The sequence below is a fragment of the Microbacterium sp. NPDC087868 genome, from assembly GCF_044900755.1.
GTDB classification, from domain to species: Bacteria; Actinomycetota; Actinomycetes; order Actinomycetales; family Microbacteriaceae; genus Microbacterium; species Microbacterium galbinum.
Window position 1 is genome coordinate 478,453 of the sequence record NZ_JBJDNO010000004.1, and the last position, 21,495, is coordinate 499,947.

The window sequence follows — 21,495 nt, forward strand, 5'->3', positions numbered from 1 at the left end:
CCGTCCGAGCCGTTGCGATGGCCGCGTGATGCGCCTGTCGACGTGGTGACTTGTGCCGCCGAATCAGGGCTGGTTTTGTCGCGCCCGTAATCCCCGGCCAGTGCCAACTGGTCGGTCACCCAGGGCCACGAGAGCCCACCCAGAGAATCGAGAATCATCATGGCAATCACGACCGATCCCATCGTTCCGGGATCCAACCCCGAGGTTCACGGCGAGCACTTCCGCGCTTTCGAGGACTACAAGCGGACGCACGGGGCGGAGTTCGCCGAGGGCTACGCGACCTATCGTCGGTCCCTCGAACTCGCGATCGCATGGCACGACCCGAACTATCACAACAGCGCGATCACCCGCCGCCGTATCGAGATGATCGAGGAAGCTCGACGCGTGTTGGTCGCGCGCATCCCGGCGCACCAGTCGATCCCCGGTAACCGGGGCGGCGATGACCGCACCCTGAACGCCCGCCAGAAGCTGATCTCCTCGTTCCAGCCCAGCACCGCCGACGAGGTGGCCGTGGTGAACCGCGAGTGGGAGATGGTGTCCCAGTTGATCCGAACCCGCGAGATCGAGCAGGTCATCCACACAGCGTCGGAGCAGCGTCTGATCGCGGTCGCGGCGAACGCCGAACTGCTGCCCGAGGTCGCGCAGTCGATCAATCCGGAGGCGTACCTCTCGGAGATTATCGATCTGGTGATCGACCGGCTGGCGGCGGTCGGCCATGACGGCGCGGCGCGGGTGATCGCGGACGAGAAGACCGACGAGTTCAAGAAGGCATGGGGCCGGGTTCTCTCGGAGGCGCTGGAGGGTGCAGTGTCGATCGGCGCGCTCAGCTACCTGGCGCAGGTCGACCCGGACGGCGCGTCGACCATCGCGACTTCGGATGCGTTTGTCGACAGCTACAAGGTCGATGTCGAGGTGGACCGCCTCGACAAGATCGCCCGCTCGGCGTCCAAGGGCGCTTGAGACGTGTCCGCGCGTCAGTCCGGAGTGCGGACGCCGCCGGAGGTGGAGGCGGAGATCGCGCGCCTGGTCCGCGATGGGCTGACGCGCGGTCAGGTCGCGAAGTCTGTGGGGGTCCACCCACAGACGGTCTCTCGGGTCGTCCGTGACACGGAGGGGCTGGAGTTCGCCCGCACGGGCTCCGGCTCCTCGGGCACGCCGGAGGCCATGGCGAAGGCTCGGGGTGTTCAGAGTCAGCATGCTCGAAACCGTCGGGCCGCGATGTCCGACCGGATCCTCGATGCAACCGACAAGACGCTCGACCTGTTGGAGAACACGGTTGCTCCTCGGGAGCGGCAGTTCCTCTCCCAGGCGCTCCGCAACCACACGGCGGCGTATGCCGATCTGACGGCGCAGGATGCGAAGGCCACACCGGATATGCAGGTAGTGGTGTCGCTCTTCGACAAGTTCAACAACGGGATGGAGGCGTTTGTGGCGGCTGTGCCACCCGCTCGCCCCGGACTCATCCAGGGCTAAGGCACGAAGCGCCTTTCCTCGAACTGAGAAGGCCCGGCACCCCTCGGAGGGCGTCGGGCCTTCTTCGAGTCCAGGGAAACCCCATGGGAGGCCGAGAACTGGCGCTCTCTGGCCTGGCTTGGTGTCGGCAGACCCTAGTAGGCTTCTATCAGCCACTTACCAATGGGGGATGAAATGGCAGACGAAAAGGACCTCGAAATCGAGGCTATGGGGACAGTTTCGAAGGCGCTGGCGGGCATCGATGAAGACGCCCGCGGACGGGTAATCCGGTGGGTCGCCGAGCGATACGGAATCTCAGTGTCGACAGCGAAATCACGTGGAGCGGTCAACGATCAGGTCGACCAGGACGACGAAGACGGCGAGGACGACGCTGAAATCGAAACCGGAGGTGGCGGCGGGTACAGCCACTTCGCTGAACTGTACGACGCCTCGGGAGCATCGACACACGGCGACGGTATGCTCGTGGCCGCGTACTGGGTGCAGATCCTCAGGGGTCAGGAATCGTTTGGCTCCCTTGAGCTAAACAAGCTCCTCAAAGACCTCGGACACGGGGTCACCGGCACCGCCAAGGTCATGACAAACCTCATCGGCAAGAAGCCCGCGCTGATATTGCAGCTCAAAAAGTCCGGTAAGAGCAAGCAGGCTCGGAAGACCTACAAACTTACTGATGCAGGTCGCAAGGCGGTCGAACAGATGATCGTGTCGGATGCCTCTTGACCCGAAGGATGCGTTTAGCGCCCTGCCCCCAACCCTTGTCGCTGACCTGTTGGACGCGTTTCAGCAGGTCGTCAAGAACTACGCCGAACATCGCTGGGAGCCCGCCGAGCTGAACGGTGGCAAGCTCTGTGAAGCGGCCTACACGATCTTGGGCGGCTACTTCGCGGGGACGTACCCGGTGCGGTCAAGCAAGCCCAGCAACATCGTGGACGCGTGCAAGAAGCTTGAGGGCGAGACCGGCCCACGCGCTGCACGAATTCAGATACCCCGCATGATTCTGGCGCTGTATGAGATCCGGAACAACCGTGGTGTGGGTCACGCAGGCGGAGACGTAGACCCGAACCATATGGACGCGACCACGGTCGTGTACATGAGTAAGTGGATTGTGGCCGAGCTTGTTCGACTGCTGCACGGCCTGTCGACCGATGATGCAACCGTCCTGGTGGACGCGCTCGTAGAGCGTGAGGTGTCGCTGGTGTGGAAGAGCGGCGATAAGCGCCGAGTCCTGAAGCCAGGATTGACGTTGCTGAAGCAGACGCTCCTGCTTCTGGCCGGGGTCACGGACGCCAAGGAGGCTGACCTCGTGTCGTGGCTAGAGCAGAAACGGCCCGCGGACTACCGGAAGAACGTGCTCCGGCCCATGCACCAAGCACGGCTCGTGGAGTACGACCAGACTGTGGGCACGGTCGCTCTACTCCCGCCAGGGGTCGCCATGGCTGAAGATCTAATTCACGAACTGTCGCAGCAAGGGAAGAGCCATGGCTAGGCGCGGAGATTACAACCAAGAGTCGGAACCGCACCGGGCTCGGGGTGAGAAAATTCGCTCGCTGGTTGAGGAGGTGCTCGCCGATGGTGGGGTGAAAATCCACAGCGTCACGCATCGCGTCAAGACCGAAGAGAGCGCAAGGGCAAAGATTGAGGATGCACCCGATAAGTACGGGAGGTTCTCGGATTTGCATGATCTCTTAGGCGTGCGTGTTATTACTAATCTCACGACCGAGGTTGATGCCGCCGTCGCGGTGCTGACTGGAGCTTTCACTGTCGATGCAACCCGTTCGTTAGATAAGGCTGCATCCCTGAGCGATGATGAGTTCGGCTATCAGTCTTTTCACCTCGTTGTGAAACTGCAAGAAGATCGTGCGCGCCTTCCCGAATGGCGGAGCTTCGCGGGTATCTACTTCGAGATCCAGGTTAGATCCATTTTGCAGCACGCTTGGGCCGAAATTGAGCACGATCTTGGTTATAAGTCCTCGGTCGCGGTTCCACGTGAGATCAGTCGCCGGTTCGCTCGACTAGCCGGTCTACTGGAACTAGCTGATGACGAGTTCGTCAAACTTCAGACGGATTCGACGAGCCACGCGAAGCGGGCCGATGCTGAAGTGAAAAGCGGGCGCCGCAACATAGCTGTCGACCGGGATTCGATCTTGGCCCTGATCTCGAATACAGGCCCCGTGGCGCTCGCCGACCGTACGATCTCGAAACGAACAGGTCGACGATTGGATCTCGGGGCCTCATTTACTTACGCGGCGATGCGATCTGAGGAGATGGGCGAGGTCGGTTTCACCTCGGTGGAGCAGATCAACGACTACATGCAGCAGAACTGGCGGCAAGTTGCAGACTTCGGCGCAGGTTGGCTCCTGCACGATTGGGACGACGAGGACGCTCGCGAACCCATTTCCCCCGGGATCAGCTTGTTCTACCTATACCTGCACATGAAGCTTGAGCAGGAGGGTGAAGGATTTTCCGCTCTGCCCGGCAGTCGTCTCGTGTACGAGGACGAAGCGGAACTCGACGAACTTCTTGAGAGACGGGGGAAGCGGCCGCAGGAGTTTCGGCGCATCCACGAAGAGGCTTTTCGCCAGGAACAGGAACCGACGGAGAATCACTAGTCTCTCCTTGTTTCGTGGCGGGCGGGGCGCACCTATTGGTAGCCACGGTTCCCGATAGGGTGGGCGCGTGAAGATTTTCATCAGTTGGTCAGGCCCGCGTAGCCAGCAGCTCGCAGTCGCGCTCAGGACGTGGATTCACGATGTGATCCACACGGTCGAGTGCTTCTCGTCGACAGACGATATCCGTTCGGGCCAGCGATGGAACAACGAGATCAACGGAGAACTGTCCAAAACAGATTTCGGTATCCTCTGCGTGACACCCGAAAACGTTGGGAATCCGTGGTTGAACTTCGAATCAGGTGCGCTCGCTAAACGGATCGAGAACGATGCCAGGGTCGTTCCAGTCACTCTTGGGTTTCAGCCTTCGGCCCTCGATGAGCCACTGAAGCAGTTCAATGGTGTTCCGGCCAACCGCACGGGCATCACGAAGCTGATGAAGGATATCGCTGCGGTCGACGGCGTCGACATCGACGTCGAGCGAGCAGTGGAGAAGTGGTGGGCCGATCTTGAGCAGTTAATCGCGGACATCCCTGCGCTAGAAGAGCCCGTGGACGCCCCGGAACCCCCTGACGTTGCGGAGATGTTCACGGACATCATGGCATCGGTCCGGGGGCTGTCTCGCGACGTCCAAATGCTCGATATCATGCCACGCAGTCGCGTCTCGGCGAGCGAGCTGCAAATGATCGCGGCGCTCATCGCGGAGAGTCCAAAGCTTGGCGAAGACGTGATGAAAGGCACTCCAGGAGCGATCGAGTTCCTCCGCAGAAAGTCGCGACAGATGAGCGACGACCGACGGCACGGCATCCGGCGGGACCCCCTCCTCTCGGATGATAGAACGGCACCTTCTGACGGTGGCCGGGACGTTGAAGGCGATGCGGCTGTCGCGGAGGCGCGGGCGGAGAACGGTGACTAGTTACGATGGGGCCTAACCTCACTGCGCAATGATTGCCGTGACTGAGCGTCACTGTGTCGATCCAACAATCCGGATTATGAGTCTCTACAAGCCTCGCTTCCAGTACTTATGAGGCTGGGGCCGGTACCGGTAGGGTTCCTCTCGTCGGCAGGAAGCCAGCCGGGCGATAACTGAAGACAGCAGGGGCTTGGTTACTGTCCCTGCGCAGCGGATCCTCGGGTTCGCTGGCGAGGTCAACTCGCAGCGACAGCGACCCTACAACGCACGTCGTATCCCAATGAGGAGTGGAAGGTCCCAACGGACCGGCTCCGGAGCATCCGGAGCTTTCCCTCAACTGGATACGGGCGTGCGTTTGTCGTTTCAGGCGCACTCCCGTCGCAAGTAGGGAGTACACGGTGGCTACTTCACCGACCACATACTGGGACGCTCGACCGCTGCCCGCCGAGGACGTAGCCAGGTTGTTGACCTGGTTGTTCGGCCCGGACACGGACGCACCCGAGGGGGTGCAGCACGCATGAGCGCCATCCATGTTCCTGGACGACTGCGCCACTTCCTTCCTGGGAAGCCCGACGCCGAGACAGCGTTCTGGCTCGCCGTCTGCGGCACCGCTTACGCGTTCGGCATCGGCATGACCGCATTCATCATCCAGGTGGTGAGCCTGTAATGCCGCGCAGCGATGGGACGCCGACCGCAAGCCAGCGTCTTCTGAGCCCCCGGCGATTCATCACACGGGACGAGGCTGAAGAGGCAGTCGAACACGCCCGCGATCTTGTGCGTCTCGGCGGTGCTGTGTTCCGCGCAGCTCCCGCGCTCCTCAAGACGGGGGAATGGGCCGTGAATTGGGGCACCGGCGCTTCGGGTTATTGGTTCCCCGAAGATTGGGACCGGACGACTCCCGGCGACGAGACCGCTCTCACTCGCTGGCGCTACGGGGACGCGTTGGGCTTCGTCACCGGCCACGCCTTCGACGTTCTTGACGTTGACCCGCGCAACGGCGGAGACCGCGACCTCGCAGAAGTCGAGCGGCTGCAATTGATGCCCACCGTGTATGCCCGCGCCGCAACACCCTCGGGCGGTGAGCATCTGTTCATCGCCGCAACCGGTACGCGCAAGACCAAGCGTGGTGGGCTCGACCTCCAGGCTGGAGTCGAAGGTGAAGGGCATGGGTTCGTCTTCATCGCGCCGACAGTTCGTAAGTCAAAGGTCGACGGACAGATCCGACCGTACCTCTGGGATATCTCATGACCGGCCCCTTTGGTGAGTTGAGGCGTCCACCGGAGCCTGAACACGTCGCATCATTTCTTGCCTGGTTCCGCAGCGGCCGCACGGAAACTGACGGAGTGAGCGCTACGCCGTGGACCGGTGACGTAGAGGAGTGGCTGTCGGTTTACTCCGGTACGGAGGCGAGCGCCGCAGTTCTTGCAACGATCCGACCCTTCGAAGCCGGAGAGGTGTTCTCAGGCCACGACGTCATGCTCTCCGTCCAGACGTACCTCGTAAAGCTCGGGAGTGAAGGACACGGCGGCGTCCCCGAGGCACTCGCCTTCGCCGAACAAACATGGCTCGCATCCCCGCACACGCCCGGTGAAGATCCCGCCCAGGAATGGCGTAACGGCTTGATCGGCGCGGTGCAGAAGTACGGCGGAGCCCCGAGGGCGACGCACTCGGTTACGCGTGACAGTCGCGAGGCGACTGGGTGGGAACAGCAGGATCTACGGGACGTGGTGCAAGGCCTCATCGACGGCACGCGCACGCGTCTTCGCCCGACGGTCGGAAGAACCTCCGTAGGTCAGGCGCTCTTCTATGCCGCTCGCGTCAACGGTCTCGCTGGGGCCTCGGGTGACGGAAAGTCCTGGACTGCCCTGCACACGTGCGCCCAGGAACTCGCCGACGGGAACGTAGCGTTCTACATCGACTATGAGGACTCCAGCGACGGCATCGTCACTCGGCTCCTCCAACTCGGAGTTGAGCCCGAAGCGATCCTGAATCGGTTCGTTTATCTGAATCCCGACACGAGCCTCGGTGATGCCGAGCTTGCGCGGTTGCTCGCTCTCGTGGCGGAACGCGCGCCGACGGTGGTCATCGTGGACTCGACCGGGGAGGCGCTCGCCGCTGAGGGAATCAACCCTAACGCCGACGAAGAAGTGGCCCTGTGGTTCCAGAGGGTCGCCCGAGCGATCGCGAAGCTCGGACCGGCGGTCGTGGTCCTTGATCACATGTCGAAGTCGGCGGACGGCGGGCTGTGGCCAATCGGGTCGCAGCGCAAGCGGGCCGCGATCAGCGGGGCGCAGTACATCCAGGAGGTTCTCGGTGACGCGGGGTTCTCCGAGGGCAAGGCGGGTCAGGCGCGCTTGAAGTGCGCGAAGGATCGCCCCGGCACCTACTTCAAGGGGCAGGTTGTTGCGAACCTTCGCATCGCGCCGACGAGCGGCCACGGCACCGGGAACCTCAGGGGCTCCGTCCTCGCGGAATTGGAGAGCATTGTCAGGGTTCCCGAGATCAGCAATGACGACCGAGACTCCCTGGAGCGTCTCGCCGAGCGCGAGAGACAGCGCTTCGCCGAGGGGCTCAACACCGCCCGCGTCTTGGAGTTCGTCAAGGCCGGCAACGGAACTTCGAAGAGGCGGCTCGAAGAGGCCTTCGTCGGGGTCAGCGGCCGATCGGCTAAGAGCAGGGTCGCAAAGGACGGCCAGAAGGCCCTTGGTCGCGAGAAGGCCCGCGCGCTGATCGAGCAAGCCGTCGCTGAGGGTCTCGTCCACTGGACGGGCAACGGCTACGCCGAAGGCACTGCTCTGGTGCGAGGAGAGGCCGACGAATGATGCTCTGGATCCATCCACAGACCTCGCCGGACGCCTCGCCGGATGAGTGCCGTCGGCGATACGTCCGGCGAACTCGCCCGGCGAGCCCCCACTCTGCATCTGTCCGGCAAGGTTATTGCCGCGTCGCTACGCGGCGAGAGTTCGCCCGGCGAACTCGCCCGGCGAGCCCCTCGCAGGTCCACCGACGGAGTTCGCCGGAGTCCGCTCTCACCCCTGGAAGGGTGAGCGGCCCGGCGAGATCCGGCGACCCCGAGTCGACAGACACAACAACTTCCTTATCTTCTCCCAACCTTTCACGCGCGATGGAGGCGCTCTCATGAACAGCAACGAACCGCAGATACCCGACTGGCTCGCGCCTCACATCGCGGAGGTCGAATCCTGGGGACCCGTGGCGATGGTCGCCAACGAGTGCTGGGTCGACGGGTGCGCCCGTCCTTCGGAACGCTCTGGGCTGTGTCGCTCTCACTACCGGCGCGCTCGTCGAGCGTGGCATCCGTCACCGTCCGAGATTGAGCGTGCCCGCGAACCAGAGCACGAACGACCGTCCCGGCTCGAAACCACCGACTAATTAGACCCCCGGTGGCTTTCAGCGTCCCGCCCGGACGTCCGCGACAGCCGCCGGGCCTTAACCACCGACAGCCCCTAAGGAGGCACCTGAATGAACACGAACGACAACAACGACGCGCGCTACGCCGAGCAGCTTGCGAAGGACACCGCAGACGCGAAGCGAGCACCCGAGATCGCGGCTTGGCTTCGTCTCGGCCCTCTCTACTTGCAGGAGCTCGTCGGTTTCCGCCGTGATCGGCTGGTCAACCAGGGACACCCGGATGAACGAGTCGAGGCACGGGCTGCCGAGTCAGTTCTCTATGACCTCGGTCGTGTAGCTGGCCTCGGCGGCCCCGTGCAATTCGATGGATCGCAGTTCCATCTCGACGAGAGCCGCCGCGCAGTGATCGACGCGTGGGTGCGCGAAGACGCGTTGCACGGACACTCAGTTGAAGCATGAACCAACGCGACCGGGATTGCGCTAGTGCGCCACTGTCACGCGTCGTGAACGAGGGTTTGCACTACTCTCGACTGTCGCAGTGGCTTCATCTTTGGCCAGTCGCGAGAAGTACCGAACGGCCTGAACCTGATGTCGTGTGGTTGGACTGCGATCCACGCATCGTGCTCATTGGAAACCCGCTGCATGGCGTCATCGTCGAGGAAGGTGTCCGGATTCGCGTCGACGGTCACGGCGGTTCCATCTTTCGATGTCTGAGAAATCACCGTGATAGGCGAGCGATCCTTGCCAGCCGAGAGAGCATCGAGGACATCATCGGACAGCTTTCTGTGGGTCGACTTGTCCACATCCGAAGCTCCGGCGTTCAATCGCTCGATACGTCTGACGCGTTCCAGGACCTCCTCGAGGATCGATTCCGAAGTCCGTGTTGTCGTCGGGCTATTCATCCCAACTGCTCGCTCGATCACCTTTTCCAGCTCGGGCCACTGGGACGCAAACAACGCGTCGATCGACGCCTCTGGGATCGTCGGCGAGAGGGCGGCCATGTCCCGGATGAACTGCCGTACATCGTCACGATCGGTAAGCAGCGTGCTTTGGAACTGAGCGATCGGGCCGACGACATCAGCACGAGTGAGGTCGAGAAGCAAAGGCGCCACTTTCCCTACGCCGAGCGTCTTGCCGAGTGCCCCAGCCTCAAAGTTGATCCATGGGCTCTGCATGTTCTCTCGCGTGAGGACCACAATGCCGTAGTCGCGATCCTGCAGTTCGCCCGCAATCACGTCCATGCCGCGTTCGCCGCGGCGGATGTCCTGGCTGGAGACGAAGCACTCTACCGCTCCCGCAAGAACGGTAGGCAACCACGTTCGCAGCGACTCCGCCACGTGCCTCGAATTGTCTCCGGACCAACTAATGAACACCTTCACGAGACTTACCATAGCGGTGAGTTTCCAGCGCGCATGTCCGTCCTGCTTCCGGCTGGCGTTCCTGTGAGTCCTATGGGCTCGACCCCGCTCCGGCCCGTCCCGGTATCCGCGAGTTCGACGGAGGCCCCGCCGGAGGCCGGGGAGCTGCATGCCCGGCTGCTCCAGCAGGTGGGCGCGGCTATCGATGAGGGGCGGGCGATCCCATGCGTAGGTCCGGATGCGGCGGCGTGGACGTCTGACGACTTGGCCGACCAGCAGCGTGCAGTAGACCGCTGCTGGGACTGCCCGCTCGTGTTCCAGTGCCGGGCTTACGCCGTCGCTGCCGATGAGCCCGCCGGAGTGTGGGGCGGCTACGCGCGCGAGGCTGAGCGCGCGCAGGATCGTCGGCCGTATAGGCCAACTGTGGAGGCGCGGCAGCGTGCGAAGGAGCGGCGGCGGGCTCTCCGTGCGGCTCGGAAGGCTGAGGCTGAGCAGAGGGATTGTGCGGACGCATATGCGTACATTTTGATGGAAGGTGGGGCAAATAAATCCCCGATCAGAGAACAGATCGGAAACTTAGCCATGAACACCAAGTCCATCGCCACAGAGGTCTCGACCGGATGCAACTGCGGATGCGGAGAAGCGATCGGGCGACGAGCGATCTACCGGCCAGGGCATGACGCCAAGCACGTGTCCCAACTCGTCGCCGAACTCTTCAACACGATCCAGGACGGCGGCAAGGTCACCCCGGCCGCGATCACATCGGCGGCGAAGTCACTCCCCAGCGCCGCCCTCCAGGCGAAGTTCCGCCGCGCTGCTGAGCGCCTCGTCGCGAAAGCCGCCACCGACATGAAGGAGGCCGCGAAGTGACCCAGCCCGGTGATCACATCACGTTCGTTAGCACCACCGACGAGTACACCCGTCTGCGCGCGGGCGACACAGGAGTGGTGACCTCCGTGGACGACCTCGGGACAGTGCATGTCGCCTGGGATCCAGACGGCCACGTCCTCGGGCTCGTCCCCGGCGTCGATGTGTGGCGACCGCTGCACCCGCGATGGGACGGCGAGCACGCCGCGATGAACGGAGGTGCGGGGTGATCGCCGTCGAGAGCAAAACCTGTCGCCGATGCGACCGAGACCTGCCCGCGAGCGCATTCGCTCGGGTGCGGTCTGACCGGCCGTGGCTCCGGTCGAAGTGCAAGGACTGCGAAGCCGCGAGGAAGCGCAACAGCCGAAAGGAGGCTCGCCGTGGCGATGCCTGAACGTCTCACTCTCGACGAGTTCATCGTCGCGACCATGGTCTCGCAAGGTCCGATCGACCCCGCCCTGACGGTCAAGAACTTCCGGGAACTGCGGATGCACCTGTCCCGGGCGGCGGAACTGCACGACCCAGACCTGACGCTCGACGACGAGATCCCGCTCGCTCTGGCACTCGCGATCACCCACGACGCGACCGACCTCGAAGGATTCCGAGCATGAGCGAAGTCATCGTCTTCGACCCGCAGACCTGCACGTCGTGCAGGCGTGTGAAAGCACCATCCGCCTTCGCTCCGGTGAGCCCGGGCAGCACCCAGCGCCGCTTGGAGTGCCGGGCTTGCGAGGCCGGGCGCAGCATCGAGTTCGGAGCAGACCATGACCGTTAAGCGCGCCGCCTACTACGCCCGGGTGAGCACCGACCTCCAGGTCGACAACACCTCACTCCCGGAGCAGCGCGAGATCTGCGAAGCGGCGATCAAGGTCCGAGGTTGGGAGCTGGTCGGCGCGTACGTGGACGAGGGCCTGTCGGGCACGAACGCGAACCGCCCGCAATGGCGGCAGATGCTCCAGGATGCCCGCGACGGCAAGATCGACGCGATCGTGGTGTCCAAGCTGGACCGATTCGCGCGCAAGGCGGCAGACGCGATCCGCGAGACCGATCGTTTCGCCGAGATGGGCGTCGACCTGGTGCTGGTCAAGGAGCAGATCGACATGAGCACCCCGCAGGGCAAGATGATGCGCACGGTCATGGCAGGGTTCGCGGAAATGGAGCGGGACACGATTGTGGCGCGCACCGCCGCAGGTCAGCGTGCCAAGGGCCGTGCTGGGGGATGGGCGGGGTCGAAGCCCCCGTTCGGGTGGAAGCGCGACAGTACGAAGTCGAACAACAACCGCAGCGCGCTTCCAGTGCCGGACGAGCGCGAGCGTGAGGTGCTCCGCGCGATGTACCGGCTATTCGTCAAAGAGCGCCTGTCCACGGCCGAGGTGGCTGAGCGGCTCAACTTCATGGGGATGCACCCGCGCCACGCGGCACAGTGGCAATACCAGACGGTCCGTCAGACCGCCACGAACCCATCCCTGTGGACGGCAGAGACCGAGTGGGGTTCCGCGATGACTGGCAACTACCGTTCGGCGCGCAAGGTCACGAAGATGAATCGCGACGGGACGCCGATGTATGGCGACACGGTGAAGGTGCCGCTGGGGGCGCCCGTGTTCACCCGGCAAGAATGGCTCGCACTCCAGCGGGCGGTCAACCGCAAGGCATCCGTCACGCCTTCCGCGCCGCAGCGACAGCTGCTCACCGGTCGGCTGTTTGGCCCCTGTGACATGGACAAGCACTACGACGGTGTGACCACGAAGTCGCGCCCGAACCCGTACTACGTGTGCTCTGGACGGCGGTATCGGTCGAAGGAACAGCCGCGCTGCTCGTGCCCGCAGATCAAGGGACCGGCGATCGATGAGCCGGTTTGGGCGGAGATCGCCGCGATGCTGGCCGATCCGGAACGACTCGATCGCCTGGCCCGCCAGTGGCTTGAGCTGGACGACGACGCCGACCTGAACGACGAAGCCCCGATGATCGCCGCCCTTCGCAAGCAGGAGGCGACCTTGGAGCGGGCGATGGGTCGGGCGAAGGATCTGTACCTCATGGCCGACGACCCCGAGGAGCACCGGCAGACGATCGAGCGCCTCCGTGGTGAGCTCGCGGACGTCCGGGAGCGCCTGGAGGGACTTGCCGCCATGCGGTCTGTGCGGGGCGAGCAAGCCCAGCGGATCACGGATGTGGCGGCGCTCGCGGAGCGCGCCCGTGGACGTCTGGAGAACGCCTCGGCGGCGATGCGCCGCGAGATCGTGGAGCTTCTTGACGTGCGGGTGATCGTGTCGGACATCGTGCAGGGACGACCCCAGGCGATAACCATTCACGGGGTGCTCGACCCGTCGATGTTCTTGCCCGCCGACGCCGCAGAACGCAAGCCAACGGAAGCGGCACGCTCCTGCCGCTCGTCTTCCTGATCCTGCCCCTGTCGGTCTTCTTCGCGATCTACCCCGGACTCTTCATCCTCCGGCTCGGCATCGGCTGAGCTCCCACGAAAGGAAACCCATGAACCCGATCCTTCCCCTCCGCACCCGCGCGACCCGGTGGATGCGCGCGCTCGCGCACGATGACCGCGGCGACGTGCCCGGCTGGGTGCTCGTGACGCTCATGACCGCCGGCCTCGTCGTGCTCATCTGGGCGGTCGCCGGTCCGGCGCTGTCGGATCTGTTCGAGCAGGCGATCCAGCGGGTCTCCGGGATCCAGTGAGCTCGTCCGGGATCCGCGACGATGAGCGGGGATCGAGCCCCGTCGAGTTCGTTCTCGTCGGCACGCTCCTCACCGCGCTCACACTCGCCGTGATCCAGCTCGGTGTCGCCGTCTACGTCCGCAACGTGGTGCACGATGCAGCGGTCGAGGGCGCGTACCACGCGGCGCTCGCCGACACCACGCTCGAGGAGGGCGCCGAGCGGGCGCGCGAGGTGATCGAGCGCGCGGTCGGGGCCGCGTACGCCGAGGACATCGCCGTCGGCGTCACCGACCTCGGTGACCGCGATCGCGTCGACGTGCGCATCCGGACGACGTTCCCACTGGTGGGCCTGATCGGTATCCCCGCCGCCTGGGAGGTGACCGCGCATGCTCCGATGGAGAGCCTGGGGGAGGAATGACGACGGTTCCGCCGCGCTGGAGTTCATCACGGTCGGGGTGATCCTGCTGGTGCCGTTCGCCTACCTCGTGATCGTCCTGGGCGCGATCCAGGAGCAGTCCTTGGGGGCGGAGGCCGCTGCGAGACACATCGCCCGGACCATCGCGCTGTCGACCGGCCCGGAATCCGCGGCGCTCGCCGCGGACGACGTGCTCACCGCGGTCGTCGAGGAGTACCGAATGGATGCCGAGGCCACCGACGTCGCTCTCTCCTGCGTGCCCGAAGGTGCCGAGTGCCCGACGGGCGGCGCGACGCTCCGCGTGACGGTCACCACGGTCGTGCGGATGCCGTTCGTGCCGGAGATGCTCGGACTCGACAGCGCCCTCGCCGTTCCTCTGGAGGCCACCTCCGTGCAGAAGGTCGGTCGCGGTTGGGGGAGCGGATGATGCGGCGTCGTACGAGCGAGGCCGAGGAGGGCAGCATCCTGCTCCTGACCCTGGGCTACGTGCTCCTCGCGCTCGCGATCGTGCTGGTCTCCGTGTGCGCCACCGACCTGTACCTCGCGCAGAAACGTCTCGACGCTGTGGCCGATTCGGCGGCGGCAGCGGCAGCGGACGGGTTCACACTGGTCGCTGATGACCACGGCGTCCGTGCCGAGCTCGACGACGGCGACATGCGGGAGCAGGCGCTCGAGGTCATCGACGCGATCGAGGGAGATGCCGCTCTCGTCGACGCGTGGACACCCGACGGTGTCTCGGTGCGGGTGACGGTGACGGCACCCTGGCATCCGCCGGTGTTCTCGCCCTTCGTGCCCGACGGCGTCGTGCTCGAAGCGACCGCGACGAGCCGCACCGCGCTGCGATGAGCGACCGTCAGCCGGGAGGCGGCACCGGGTCGTCGTCCCGAACCCTCGGGACGAACCGAGGGATCCACCGGACGAACCCCACGGCACCGAGCAGCCCGATCACCCCGATCGCAGCGGCTGCGACCGGAAGGGACGCGATCGCCGTGATCGCCGACACCAGGAGCGGCGCGATCGCCCCACCGGCATCCGTCAGCGTCCGCCAGGATCCGAGGAAGGCCGCGGGTTCGCGCTTCGGCGCGACATCGGCGCCCAGCGTGAGCAGGATGCCGCTGGACAGGCCGTTGCCCACACCGAGCACCGCGGCGAACATCCCGAACCACAGCACCGGTGCCTCGACGTCGTGCGACAGCGAGAGGGCGACGAAGCCCGCTCCCATCAGGATCATCGCCGGCATCGCCGCCCACATCCGGCCGAACCGGTCCATGACCTGCCCGCTCGCGTAGAACAGCGCGAAGTCGATCGCGCCCGAGATCCCGACGACCAGTGCGATCGTCTGCGCATCGAGGCCCAGCGAGAGGCCCCAGAGCGGCAGCACGACCTGGCGGGCCGAACGCACGGCCGAAAGCGACGCCGCGGCGAGGCCGAGCCGGCTGAGCACCGTGCGCTGCTGCCACATCGTGCGGAAGATCCCGATCCGCTCGAAGGTGGGGATCGCTCCGCTGACCACGGCGCCCGGGTCCTCGGCCGTGCCGATGCGGATGGGGGAGGTCACAGCGGGCGGGATCGTCTTCTCCGGATCGGGGCCGAAGAGTACGAGCAGCACCATCACCGTGAGGCATCCGAGGAAGAACCAGATCGCGGCGGTCTCGGTGGCGAACAGTTCCAGCAGACCCGCCGCGACGAACGGCCCGATGAAGATCCCCAGGCGGAAGCTGCCGCCCAGCAACGACAGCGCACGAGCGCGGAACTCGATCGGCACCCGCGTGGTCATGAAGGCGTGACGCGCGAGCCCGAAGGCCGCGGCGCAGAAACCGAGGACGAAGACAGATGCCGCCAGCACGCCGATCGACGGGGCGAAGACCACCCCGACCGCCGAGAGCATGGCGATCGCGCCGGCGATGACCATCGTGAACCGCTCGCCGATACGCGCGACCGCCCATCCGGCGGGCAGATTGCCGCAGAGCTGACCGACGACCAGCGCCGAGGCGACCAGCGCGGCGAACGCGACGTCGGCGCCCATCGATGCGGCGATGACGGGGATGAGCGGGATCACCGCGCCCTCGCCGAGCGAGAACAGCACGGTCGGGAGATACACCATCGGCCCGAATCGTCGGAGGACCGTGGATGCACTGCTCACCGTTCGAGGCTACTCCCGCGGCGACGACAGGATAGGCTCGGTGATCATGCTCGAACTCGATCTCTCCGCCGACATCCAGGCACTCAGGCACACCTTCGGCGACATCAGCGAGGTCGTCGATGTCGCACGGCTCCGCGACGAGATCGCGCGGCTCAGCGAAGAAGCCGGTGCCCCCGACCTCTGGGACGACACCGAGAACGCGCAGAAGGTCACCAGCGCGCTGAGCCACCGCCAGTCCGAGCTCGCCCGCGTCACCGGCATCGCCCATCGCCTCGACGACCTCGAAGTGCTCGTCGACCTGGCCAACGAGATGGGTGACGAGGACTCCGCGCAGGAGGCTCGCACCGAACTCGCAGCCCTCACCGAGATGATCAACCAGCTCGAGGTGCAGACGCTGCTCGACGGCGAGTACGACGAGCGTTCCGCGATCGTGACGATCCGCTCCGGCGCGGGTGGCGACGACGCGACCGACTTCGCCGAGATGCTCATGCGCATGTACCTGCGCTGGGCCGAGCGGCACAAGTACCCCGTGAAGGTCATGGACACCTCCTACGCCGAGGGCGCGGGCATCAAATCGGCCACGTTCGAGATCGACGCGCCGTACGCGTTCGGCACGGTGTCGGTCGAGGCCGGCACCCACCGCCTGGCGCGCATCAGCCCCTTCGGTTCGGCCGACAAACGTCAGACGTCGTTCGCCGCGGTCGAGGTCATCCCGCTCATGGAGGAGGCGACCGAGGTCGACATCCCCGAGAACGACATCCGCGTCGACGTCTTCCGCTCGTCCGGCCCCGGCGGCCAGTCGGTCAACACCACCGACTCCGCCGTGCGACTGACGCACCTGCCGACCGGCATCGTCGTGTCGATGCAGAACGAGAAGTCGCAGATCCAGAACCGCGCCGCAGCCATGCGCGTGCTGCAGACCCGCCTCCTCCTGCTGCAAAAGGAGCAGGAAGCAGCGAAGAAGAAGGAACTCGCGGGCAACATCACCGCCAGCTGGGGCGACCAGATGCGTTCGTACTTCCTCTACGGTCAGCAGCTCGTGAAGGATCTTCGCACCGGATACGAGTCGGGCAACCCGATGGCGGTCTTCGACGGCGACCTCGATGGGTTCATCTCCGCCGGCATCCGTTGGCGCAAGCGTCCAGAAGAGGACTGATCCCGAGCGCGCCGCGCGCATTTCAGCGGGCGGCGCCCTCGAGAGTTCCGGTCACGGTGCTGCCGTCGTAGTCGTAGATCAGGCACTGCATCGTGCGGTCTCCGCCAGCCCATGATGTCTCCGTCGGCGTGAGCCACCAGTAGTTCAGCTCGGATTCCTCATAGGCGATGCCGGCGAACTCCTCGAACTGCGGCTCGCACTCGCGGATCGCCGCCTCCGTGAGTGCGTCCTCGCCGGGGAACTCTCCGTCCGGTAGATCGAACTCGTAGTAGATCTCGTCGATGTGCGGACCGTCGCACGGCACGATCGTCACCTCGAAGAACTCTTCGCCGTCCAGCCCCTCGGGGAGGCAGTCGCCCACCTCCAGGTCGCTGGCGTAGATCACCTCGCTGCCGGGAACGTCGTCCGCGCTCCCTGACACGGAGAACGAACCCACGAGGACGAACGAGAGCACGGCCGCGAGAAGCGCCCCGAGCACGGAGACCGCCAGCCCGGCGATTCCCGCCCACTTCCGGGCGCGGAAGAACAGCGACACGAGCGACAGGACGAATCCCGCGCCGAGAAGCAACCATCCGATGAGCGGGATCTGCGGGATGCAGGCCACGATCGTTCCGAGCGCGGCGGCGATGAGGCCGGCGAGTCCGACCGCCGGGAACGGCGCAGGAGAGGTGCCGGGGAGTGCGTAGCCGTCGTACGGCGCCGGCACCCCCGGTGCCGACGGGTACGGCGAGAACTGCGGTGCGGACGGGTACTGCGGTGCCGTTGGGTACTGCGGCGCCGACGGATATGCAGGTGCCGAGGGGTGCTGCGGCGCGGCGATCGGCGATGCCCCCGGCGGTGCGGTGGGCACCGGCGGGGCGAGGGGCGGCGTGTACGGCGGTACGAACGGTGCGGGCTCAGGAGACACGAGCGCGGGGGCGGCGGAGGCGGCGACGTGCGCCGTCCATCCCGCTCCGTCCCACCAGCGCTTCTGCCCGGATCCGTCGTCGTACCAGCCTGCGGGAGTCGACACCTCGGTGGTGCTCTTCGTCTCGACGCTCCGCGGTCAGCGGGCGCTGGCCTCGACGGTCACTTCCGCGACGTCCTGCAGCAGTTCGTCGGTGATGACGATCGTGTAGGAGTCGCTCTGCGCGACATCGAACGACAGCGTGCCCTGCGCGGTCTCGCCCGGGGCCAGCTGGGCGGACTCGAGCGTGGCGTCGCCGAAGTAGTCGTAGGTGCCCTCGTTGCCGTCGGCATCGATCACCGTGAAGTAGAGCGGGTTCACGGAGGTGTCGCCGCTGATGGCCTCCCACGTGAGCTCGACCGAGAGGTATCCGCCGTTCTCGGCCTCGAAGCTGGAGCCGTTGGAGGTGCCCCAGGACGCGGCGGTGATGGTGACCTCGCTCTCGCCCGAGTACTGGTTCACCGTGACGGGAGAGCCCATCGTGCCCTCCACGATCTCGCCGGAGTCCTCTCCGCCGTCGGTGCCGATCGAAGGCACGGGCGGGGGCGAGTACGACTCCGCGGTGTCGATGGCGATCTGGGCGATGCCGAACGTGAAGAACACGATCGCCATGATGCCGCCGACGATGCCTCCGAGGACGGACACTCCGATTCCCGTGATTCCCGGCCACTTCTTGCCCTTGAGGAAGAGCGACACGATCGAGACCACGAGCCCGGCGAAGAGGAGGATCCAGCCGAAGACCGCGGTCAGCAGGAAGCACACCAGGATCGTTCCCAGCACGGCGAGACCGAGTCCGACCAGGCCGAGCACCGAGATCGGGCGGGGCTCGGCGGCGGGGGATCCGGGGTACGGGGTGTACCCGCCGGGGGCGCCGCCGTAGGGAGCGCTGCCGGGGTATGCGCCCGTCGGAGCGACGCCGTAGGCCGGAGCGCCTCCGGGGGCGGTGGTCGGATAGCCGGGTGCCGCGTAGGCCGGCGCTGCGTAAGCGGGTGCCTCGGGAGCGACGTACGCGGGCGCCTCGGGAGCCACGTACGCCGGGGCCTCGGGAGCCACGTAGGCCGGGGCTTCGGGAGCCGCGTAGGCCGGGGCTTCGGGGGCGACGTCGGATGCCGGCCCCTCGGCTGCGGCATCCGCATGTGCCGACGGCTCGTTCTCTTCGGCGACCGCGATGGTCGCGTCCACCTCGGCCTCGGTCGGGACGACGGGGAGCGGCTCCTCGGCGACCTGCGCGGTCGGCTGCTCGGAGACGGTGGTCGTCTCGGGAGCGCTCGCTTCGGGAGCCGTCGCCTCGGGAGCGAAGTGCTCGGTCCACTGCTCGCCGTCCCACCAGCGCTGACGCCCGGAACCGTCGTCGTACCAGCCTGCAGGTGTCGTCATGGCATCCCCCTCGGATCTCACGTCCGCGTGGATGGCGCGGACTGCCACTTCATGTATAGCAGTGGCTCGTGACATCGACGGAGACGGATGTCGAACGATGCCTTCTCGCACGTCCGGCCCGCGCGGGGTGTCGCGCGCGGCGCGGGAGGGGAGCGCGCTTAGGCTCGTATCGCCATGATTCGGTTCGAGAACGTCACGAAACGCTACCGCGGGACGTCCAAGCCCGCCCTCTCCGGAGTCGACTTCGAGGTGCAGCGCGGGGAGTTCGTCTTCCTCGTGGGTGCCTCGGGTTCCGGGAAATCGTCCTGCCTGCGGCTCATCCTGCGCGAGGACGTGCCCACCACGGGCCGCGTCGCCGTGATGGGGCGCGACCTCCGTTCGCTCGCGAACCGCAAGGTTCCGTACTTCCGACGCCACATCGGCTCGGTGTTCCAGGACTTCCGCCTGCTTCCGTCGAAGACGGTGTACCAGAACGTCGCCTTCACCCTGCAGGTGACCGGTTCGTCGCGGGGCTTCATCCAGCAGGCCGTTCCCGAGGCGTTGGCCCTGGTCGGTCTCGACGGCAAGCAGAAGCGCATGCCGCATGAGCTCTCGGGCGGTGAGCAGCAGCGCGTCGCGATCGCGCGCGCTCTCGTCAATCGCCCGCAGGTGCTTCTCGCCGATGAGCCGACGGGAAACCTCGACCCCGCCACCTCGGTCGACATCATGCAGCTCCTCGCACGTATCAATGCGGGCGGGACGACCGTGCTCATGGCCACACACGAGGCCGGTTTCGTCGATCAGATGAAGCGCCGAGTCATCGAGCTCCGCGACGGCGTGATGGTGCGCGACGAGGTGCACGGCGGTTACGGCGACACCTCCAACATCCCGCGTCTCGTTCCCGAGGAGGTGCGCGGCGCCGCCGCCGCGGCTGCGCTCACGGCGGTGCAGGAGGTGCAGCGCCAGACGTCTGATCTGTCGATCGTGCGGGCCGCACTGACCGAGGAGCTCAGCGCGCAGCGCAAGGCCGCGGCATCCGCTCCGACACCCGCTTCCCCGGCGCCCGTGCCGACTCCCGCCGCCGCGGCAGCCGCTCCGGCTCCGGGCCAGGTCCCCGCCGCGGCTCCCACGGAACACGCCGCCGATGAGGCTGCGCCCGCCGAAGCCGACGCCGCGCCGACGTCTCCCTCCACCGGTCCGCGCACGCATCCGATCGTCCTTCCCGAGGTCGACGTCGCCGAGCTCGGCGTCGCCGACAGACTCGGCCTCTCCAGCGGCGACGACGAGGAAGTGGGTCCGACCTCATGAGAATCGGACTGATCCTCACCGAGGCCCTGCTGGGCCTGCGCCGGAACATCTCGATGGTGATCTCGGTCGTGCTCGTGACGTTCGTGTCGCTCACCTTCGTGGGCGCGGCGATCCTGATGCAGTCGCAGATCGGCGTCATGCGCGGCTACTGGAGCGAACGCGCCCAGGTCGCCGTGTACATGTGCTCGGCGGTGTCGGAGTCCGACACCTGCGTAGACGGGGCTGCGAGCGAAGAGCAGGTCGCCTCGGTGCGCGCCCAGCTCGAGGGCGACGCGCTCGCGCCGCTCATCAGCTCGATGACCTTCGACACGAAGGAAGACACCTACGCCAAGCTCGTCGAGCAGGTGGGCGAGGAGCAGGCGAGCGTGATCACCCCGGACCAGGCGTTCGAGGTCTTCTTCGTGACGATGAAGGATCCGGGGCAGTCCCAGGTGCTCTCCGAAGCCTTCAGCGGTCAGACCGGCGTCGAGCAGGTCAAGGATCAGCTGCAATATCTCGAACCGCTGTTCTCGGCGCTCACGGTCGCGACGTACGTGGCTGTCGGGATCGCGGTGCTCATGCTCATCGCTGCGACGCTGCTCATCGCCACGACCATCCGATTGTCGGCCTACGCGCGGCGCAAGGAGATCGGGATCATGCGCCTGGTGGGCGCGTCGAACCGATTCATCCAGACGCCGTTCGTGCTCGAAGGCGTCTTCGCCGCCCTGCTGGGATCGGCGCTCGCGAGTGCGGCGATTCTCGCGGGCGTGCACTTCGGTGTGAACGGCTACCTGCGGGGACGCGTGCCCTTCATCACGACCTGGATCGGAATGCAGGATGCCGCGTGGGTCGTGCCGGTGCTGATCGGCATCGGCGTCGTGCTCGCCGCACTCTCGGCGGGCTTCGCGATCCGGCGCTGGTTGCGCACCTGACCATCTCGG

26 protein-coding genes and 1 pseudogene are annotated in these 21,495 nt (G+C 65.9%); 23 read left to right on the plus strand and 4 right to left on the minus strand.

Features of this window, described 5'->3' with window-relative positions:
• Positions 1–159 precede the first annotated feature (159 nt).
• From ACI2JZ_RS16205 to ACI2JZ_RS16250, 10 genes are all read left to right on the plus strand, one after another.
• Positions 160–960, plus strand: a complete 801-nt coding sequence (locus ACI2JZ_RS16205; RefSeq protein ID WP_404598519.1) for a hypothetical protein — start codon at positions 160–162, stop codon at positions 958–960.
• A gap of 3 nt (positions 961–963) precedes the next feature.
• A complete protein-coding gene (locus ACI2JZ_RS16210; RefSeq protein WP_404598520.1) occupies positions 964–1,473 on the plus strand; it encodes a helix-turn-helix domain-containing protein in 510 nt (169 codons plus the stop codon).
• Between the two features lie 174 nt (positions 1,474–1,647).
• Positions 1,648–2,190 (plus strand): hypothetical protein, encoded by a 543-nt coding sequence (locus ACI2JZ_RS16215; RefSeq protein WP_404598522.1) that lies wholly within the window; start codon positions 1,648–1,650, stop codon positions 2,188–2,190.
• On the plus strand, positions 2,180–2,956 hold the full coding sequence (locus tag ACI2JZ_RS16220; protein WP_404598524.1) for a hypothetical protein: 777 nt from the start codon (positions 2,180–2,182) through the stop codon (positions 2,954–2,956). The genes ACI2JZ_RS16215 and ACI2JZ_RS16220 overlap by 11 nt, the downstream gene beginning before the upstream one ends.
• Positions 2,949–4,079, plus strand: coding sequence for a GTP pyrophosphokinase family protein (locus ACI2JZ_RS16225; RefSeq protein ID WP_404598525.1), 1,131 nt, complete (start codon positions 2,949–2,951; stop codon positions 4,077–4,079). Before ACI2JZ_RS16220 ends, ACI2JZ_RS16225 begins: the two co-directional genes overlap by 8 nt.
• Positions 4,080–4,146: 67 nt before the next feature.
• Positions 4,147–4,992 (plus strand): toll/interleukin-1 receptor domain-containing protein, encoded by an 846-nt coding sequence (locus tag ACI2JZ_RS16230; RefSeq protein WP_404598526.1) that lies wholly within the window; start codon positions 4,147–4,149, stop codon positions 4,990–4,992.
• Positions 4,993–5,506: 514 nt separating this feature from the next.
• Entirely contained in the window at positions 5,507–5,656 is a 150-nt protein-coding gene (locus tag ACI2JZ_RS16235) for a hypothetical protein (RefSeq protein ID WP_404598528.1), read from the plus strand.
• Positions 5,656–6,237: a bifunctional DNA primase/polymerase gene (locus tag ACI2JZ_RS16240; RefSeq protein ID WP_404598529.1), complete on the plus strand. Its 582-nt coding sequence runs from the start codon at positions 5,656–5,658 to the stop codon at positions 6,235–6,237. The genes ACI2JZ_RS16235 and ACI2JZ_RS16240 overlap by 1 nt, the downstream gene beginning before the upstream one ends.
• 95 nt (positions 6,238–6,332) lie before the next feature.
• Positions 6,333–7,811, plus strand: coding sequence for an AAA family ATPase (locus ACI2JZ_RS16245; RefSeq protein ID WP_404598530.1), 1,479 nt, complete (start codon positions 6,333–6,335; stop codon positions 7,809–7,811).
• 658 nt (positions 7,812–8,469) lie between these two features.
• Positions 8,470–8,817 carry a hypothetical protein gene (locus ACI2JZ_RS16250; protein WP_404598531.1) on the plus strand — a complete coding sequence of 116 codons (348 nt, stop codon included), beginning with the start codon at positions 8,470–8,472 and terminating at the stop codon, positions 8,815–8,817.
• A 35-nt stretch (positions 8,818–8,852) separates the two neighbouring features.
• Here ACI2JZ_RS16250 and ACI2JZ_RS16255 read toward each other — a convergent pair whose 3' ends face one another.
• Entirely contained in the window at positions 8,853–9,737 is an 885-nt protein-coding gene (locus ACI2JZ_RS16255; RefSeq protein WP_404598533.1) for a TIR domain-containing protein, read from the minus strand.
• Between the two features lie 72 nt (positions 9,738–9,809).
• On the opposite strand from ACI2JZ_RS16255, the pseudogene ACI2JZ_RS16260 reads away from it, so the two are divergent.
• The 10 genes and pseudogenes from ACI2JZ_RS16260 to ACI2JZ_RS16305 all read left to right on the plus strand — a co-directional run.
• Positions 9,810–10,100, plus strand: a pseudogene (locus tag ACI2JZ_RS16260) (WhiB family transcriptional regulator); the annotation flags it as partial.
• Between the two features lie 198 nt (positions 10,101–10,298).
• Positions 10,299–10,586: a hypothetical protein gene (locus ACI2JZ_RS16265; protein ID WP_404598588.1), complete on the plus strand. Its 288-nt coding sequence runs from the start codon at positions 10,299–10,301 to the stop codon at positions 10,584–10,586.
• Positions 10,583–10,813: a DUF4314 domain-containing protein gene (locus ACI2JZ_RS16270; RefSeq protein ID WP_404598535.1), complete on the plus strand. Its 231-nt coding sequence runs from the start codon at positions 10,583–10,585 to the stop codon at positions 10,811–10,813. The genes ACI2JZ_RS16265 and ACI2JZ_RS16270 overlap by 4 nt, the downstream gene beginning before the upstream one ends.
• Positions 10,814–10,969: 156 nt before the next feature.
• A complete protein-coding gene (locus tag ACI2JZ_RS16275) occupies positions 10,970–11,194 on the plus strand; it encodes a hypothetical protein (RefSeq protein WP_404598586.1) in 225 nt (74 codons plus the stop codon).
• A complete protein-coding gene (locus ACI2JZ_RS16280; protein WP_404598536.1) occupies positions 11,191–11,358 on the plus strand; it encodes a hypothetical protein in 168 nt (55 codons plus the stop codon). The genes ACI2JZ_RS16275 and ACI2JZ_RS16280 overlap by 4 nt, the downstream gene beginning before the upstream one ends.
• On the plus strand, positions 11,348–12,982 hold the full coding sequence (locus ACI2JZ_RS16285; protein ID WP_404598538.1) for a recombinase family protein: 1,635 nt from the start codon (positions 11,348–11,350) through the stop codon (positions 12,980–12,982). Before ACI2JZ_RS16280 ends, ACI2JZ_RS16285 begins: the two co-directional genes overlap by 11 nt.
• 88 nt (positions 12,983–13,070) lie before the next feature.
• A complete protein-coding gene (locus ACI2JZ_RS16290; RefSeq protein ID WP_404598539.1) occupies positions 13,071–13,271 on the plus strand; it encodes a hypothetical protein in 201 nt (66 codons plus the stop codon).
• Positions 13,268–13,669, plus strand: coding sequence for a TadE/TadG family type IV pilus assembly protein (locus ACI2JZ_RS16295; RefSeq protein ID WP_247634384.1), 402 nt, complete (start codon positions 13,268–13,270; stop codon positions 13,667–13,669). Before ACI2JZ_RS16290 ends, ACI2JZ_RS16295 begins: the two co-directional genes overlap by 4 nt.
• The gene (locus ACI2JZ_RS16300) at positions 13,638–14,093 is read left to right on the plus strand and encodes a TadE family protein (protein ID WP_404598540.1); all 456 of its coding nucleotides are present in this window, start codon (positions 13,638–13,640) and stop codon (positions 14,091–14,093) included. Before ACI2JZ_RS16295 ends, ACI2JZ_RS16300 begins: the two co-directional genes overlap by 32 nt.
• Positions 14,093–14,512 (plus strand): hypothetical protein, encoded by a 420-nt coding sequence (locus ACI2JZ_RS16305; RefSeq protein WP_404598541.1) that lies wholly within the window; start codon positions 14,093–14,095, stop codon positions 14,510–14,512. Before ACI2JZ_RS16300 ends, ACI2JZ_RS16305 begins: the two co-directional genes overlap by 1 nt.
• A 7-nt stretch (positions 14,513–14,519) precedes the next feature.
• On the opposite strand, the gene ACI2JZ_RS16310 is transcribed toward ACI2JZ_RS16305, so the two are convergent.
• Complete coding sequence (locus ACI2JZ_RS16310) at positions 14,520–15,770, minus strand: MFS transporter (RefSeq protein WP_404598587.1); 1,251 nt, start codon at positions 15,768–15,770, stop codon at positions 14,520–14,522.
• A gap of 85 nt (positions 15,771–15,855) precedes the next feature.
• Here ACI2JZ_RS16310 and prfB point away from each other — a divergent pair, with 85 nt between their 5' ends.
• Positions 15,856–16,965 carry a peptide chain release factor 2 gene (prfB, locus tag ACI2JZ_RS16315; RefSeq protein ID WP_404598542.1) on the plus strand — a complete coding sequence of 370 codons (1,110 nt, stop codon included), beginning with the start codon at positions 15,856–15,858 and terminating at the stop codon, positions 16,963–16,965.
• A 22-nt stretch (positions 16,966–16,987) separates the two neighbouring features.
• Here the strand turns inward: prfB and ACI2JZ_RS16320 are convergent, their stop codons facing one another.
• Together ACI2JZ_RS16320 and ACI2JZ_RS16325 are read right to left on the minus strand one after the other, a co-directional pair.
• Positions 16,988–17,977, minus strand: a complete 990-nt coding sequence (locus ACI2JZ_RS16320) for a septum formation family protein (protein ID WP_404598543.1) — start codon at positions 17,975–17,977, stop codon at positions 16,988–16,990.
• 33 nt (positions 17,978–18,010) lie between these two features.
• Positions 18,011–19,288, minus strand: a complete 1,278-nt coding sequence (locus ACI2JZ_RS16325) for a DUF2510 domain-containing protein (protein ID WP_404598544.1) — start codon at positions 19,286–19,288, stop codon at positions 18,011–18,013.
• Between the two features lie 174 nt (positions 19,289–19,462).
• Here ACI2JZ_RS16325 and ftsE point away from each other — a divergent pair, with 174 nt between their 5' ends.
• Both ftsE and ftsX read left to right on the plus strand, forming a co-directional pair.
• A complete protein-coding gene (gene ftsE, locus ACI2JZ_RS16330) occupies positions 19,463–20,575 on the plus strand; it encodes a cell division ATP-binding protein FtsE (RefSeq protein ID WP_404598546.1) in 1,113 nt (370 codons plus the stop codon).
• On the plus strand, positions 20,572–21,486 hold the full coding sequence (gene ftsX, locus ACI2JZ_RS16335; RefSeq protein WP_247625329.1) for a permease-like cell division protein FtsX: 915 nt from the start codon (positions 20,572–20,574) through the stop codon (positions 21,484–21,486). Before ftsE ends, ftsX begins: the two co-directional genes overlap by 4 nt.
• The last annotated feature ends 9 nt before the right edge of the window (positions 21,487–21,495 follow it).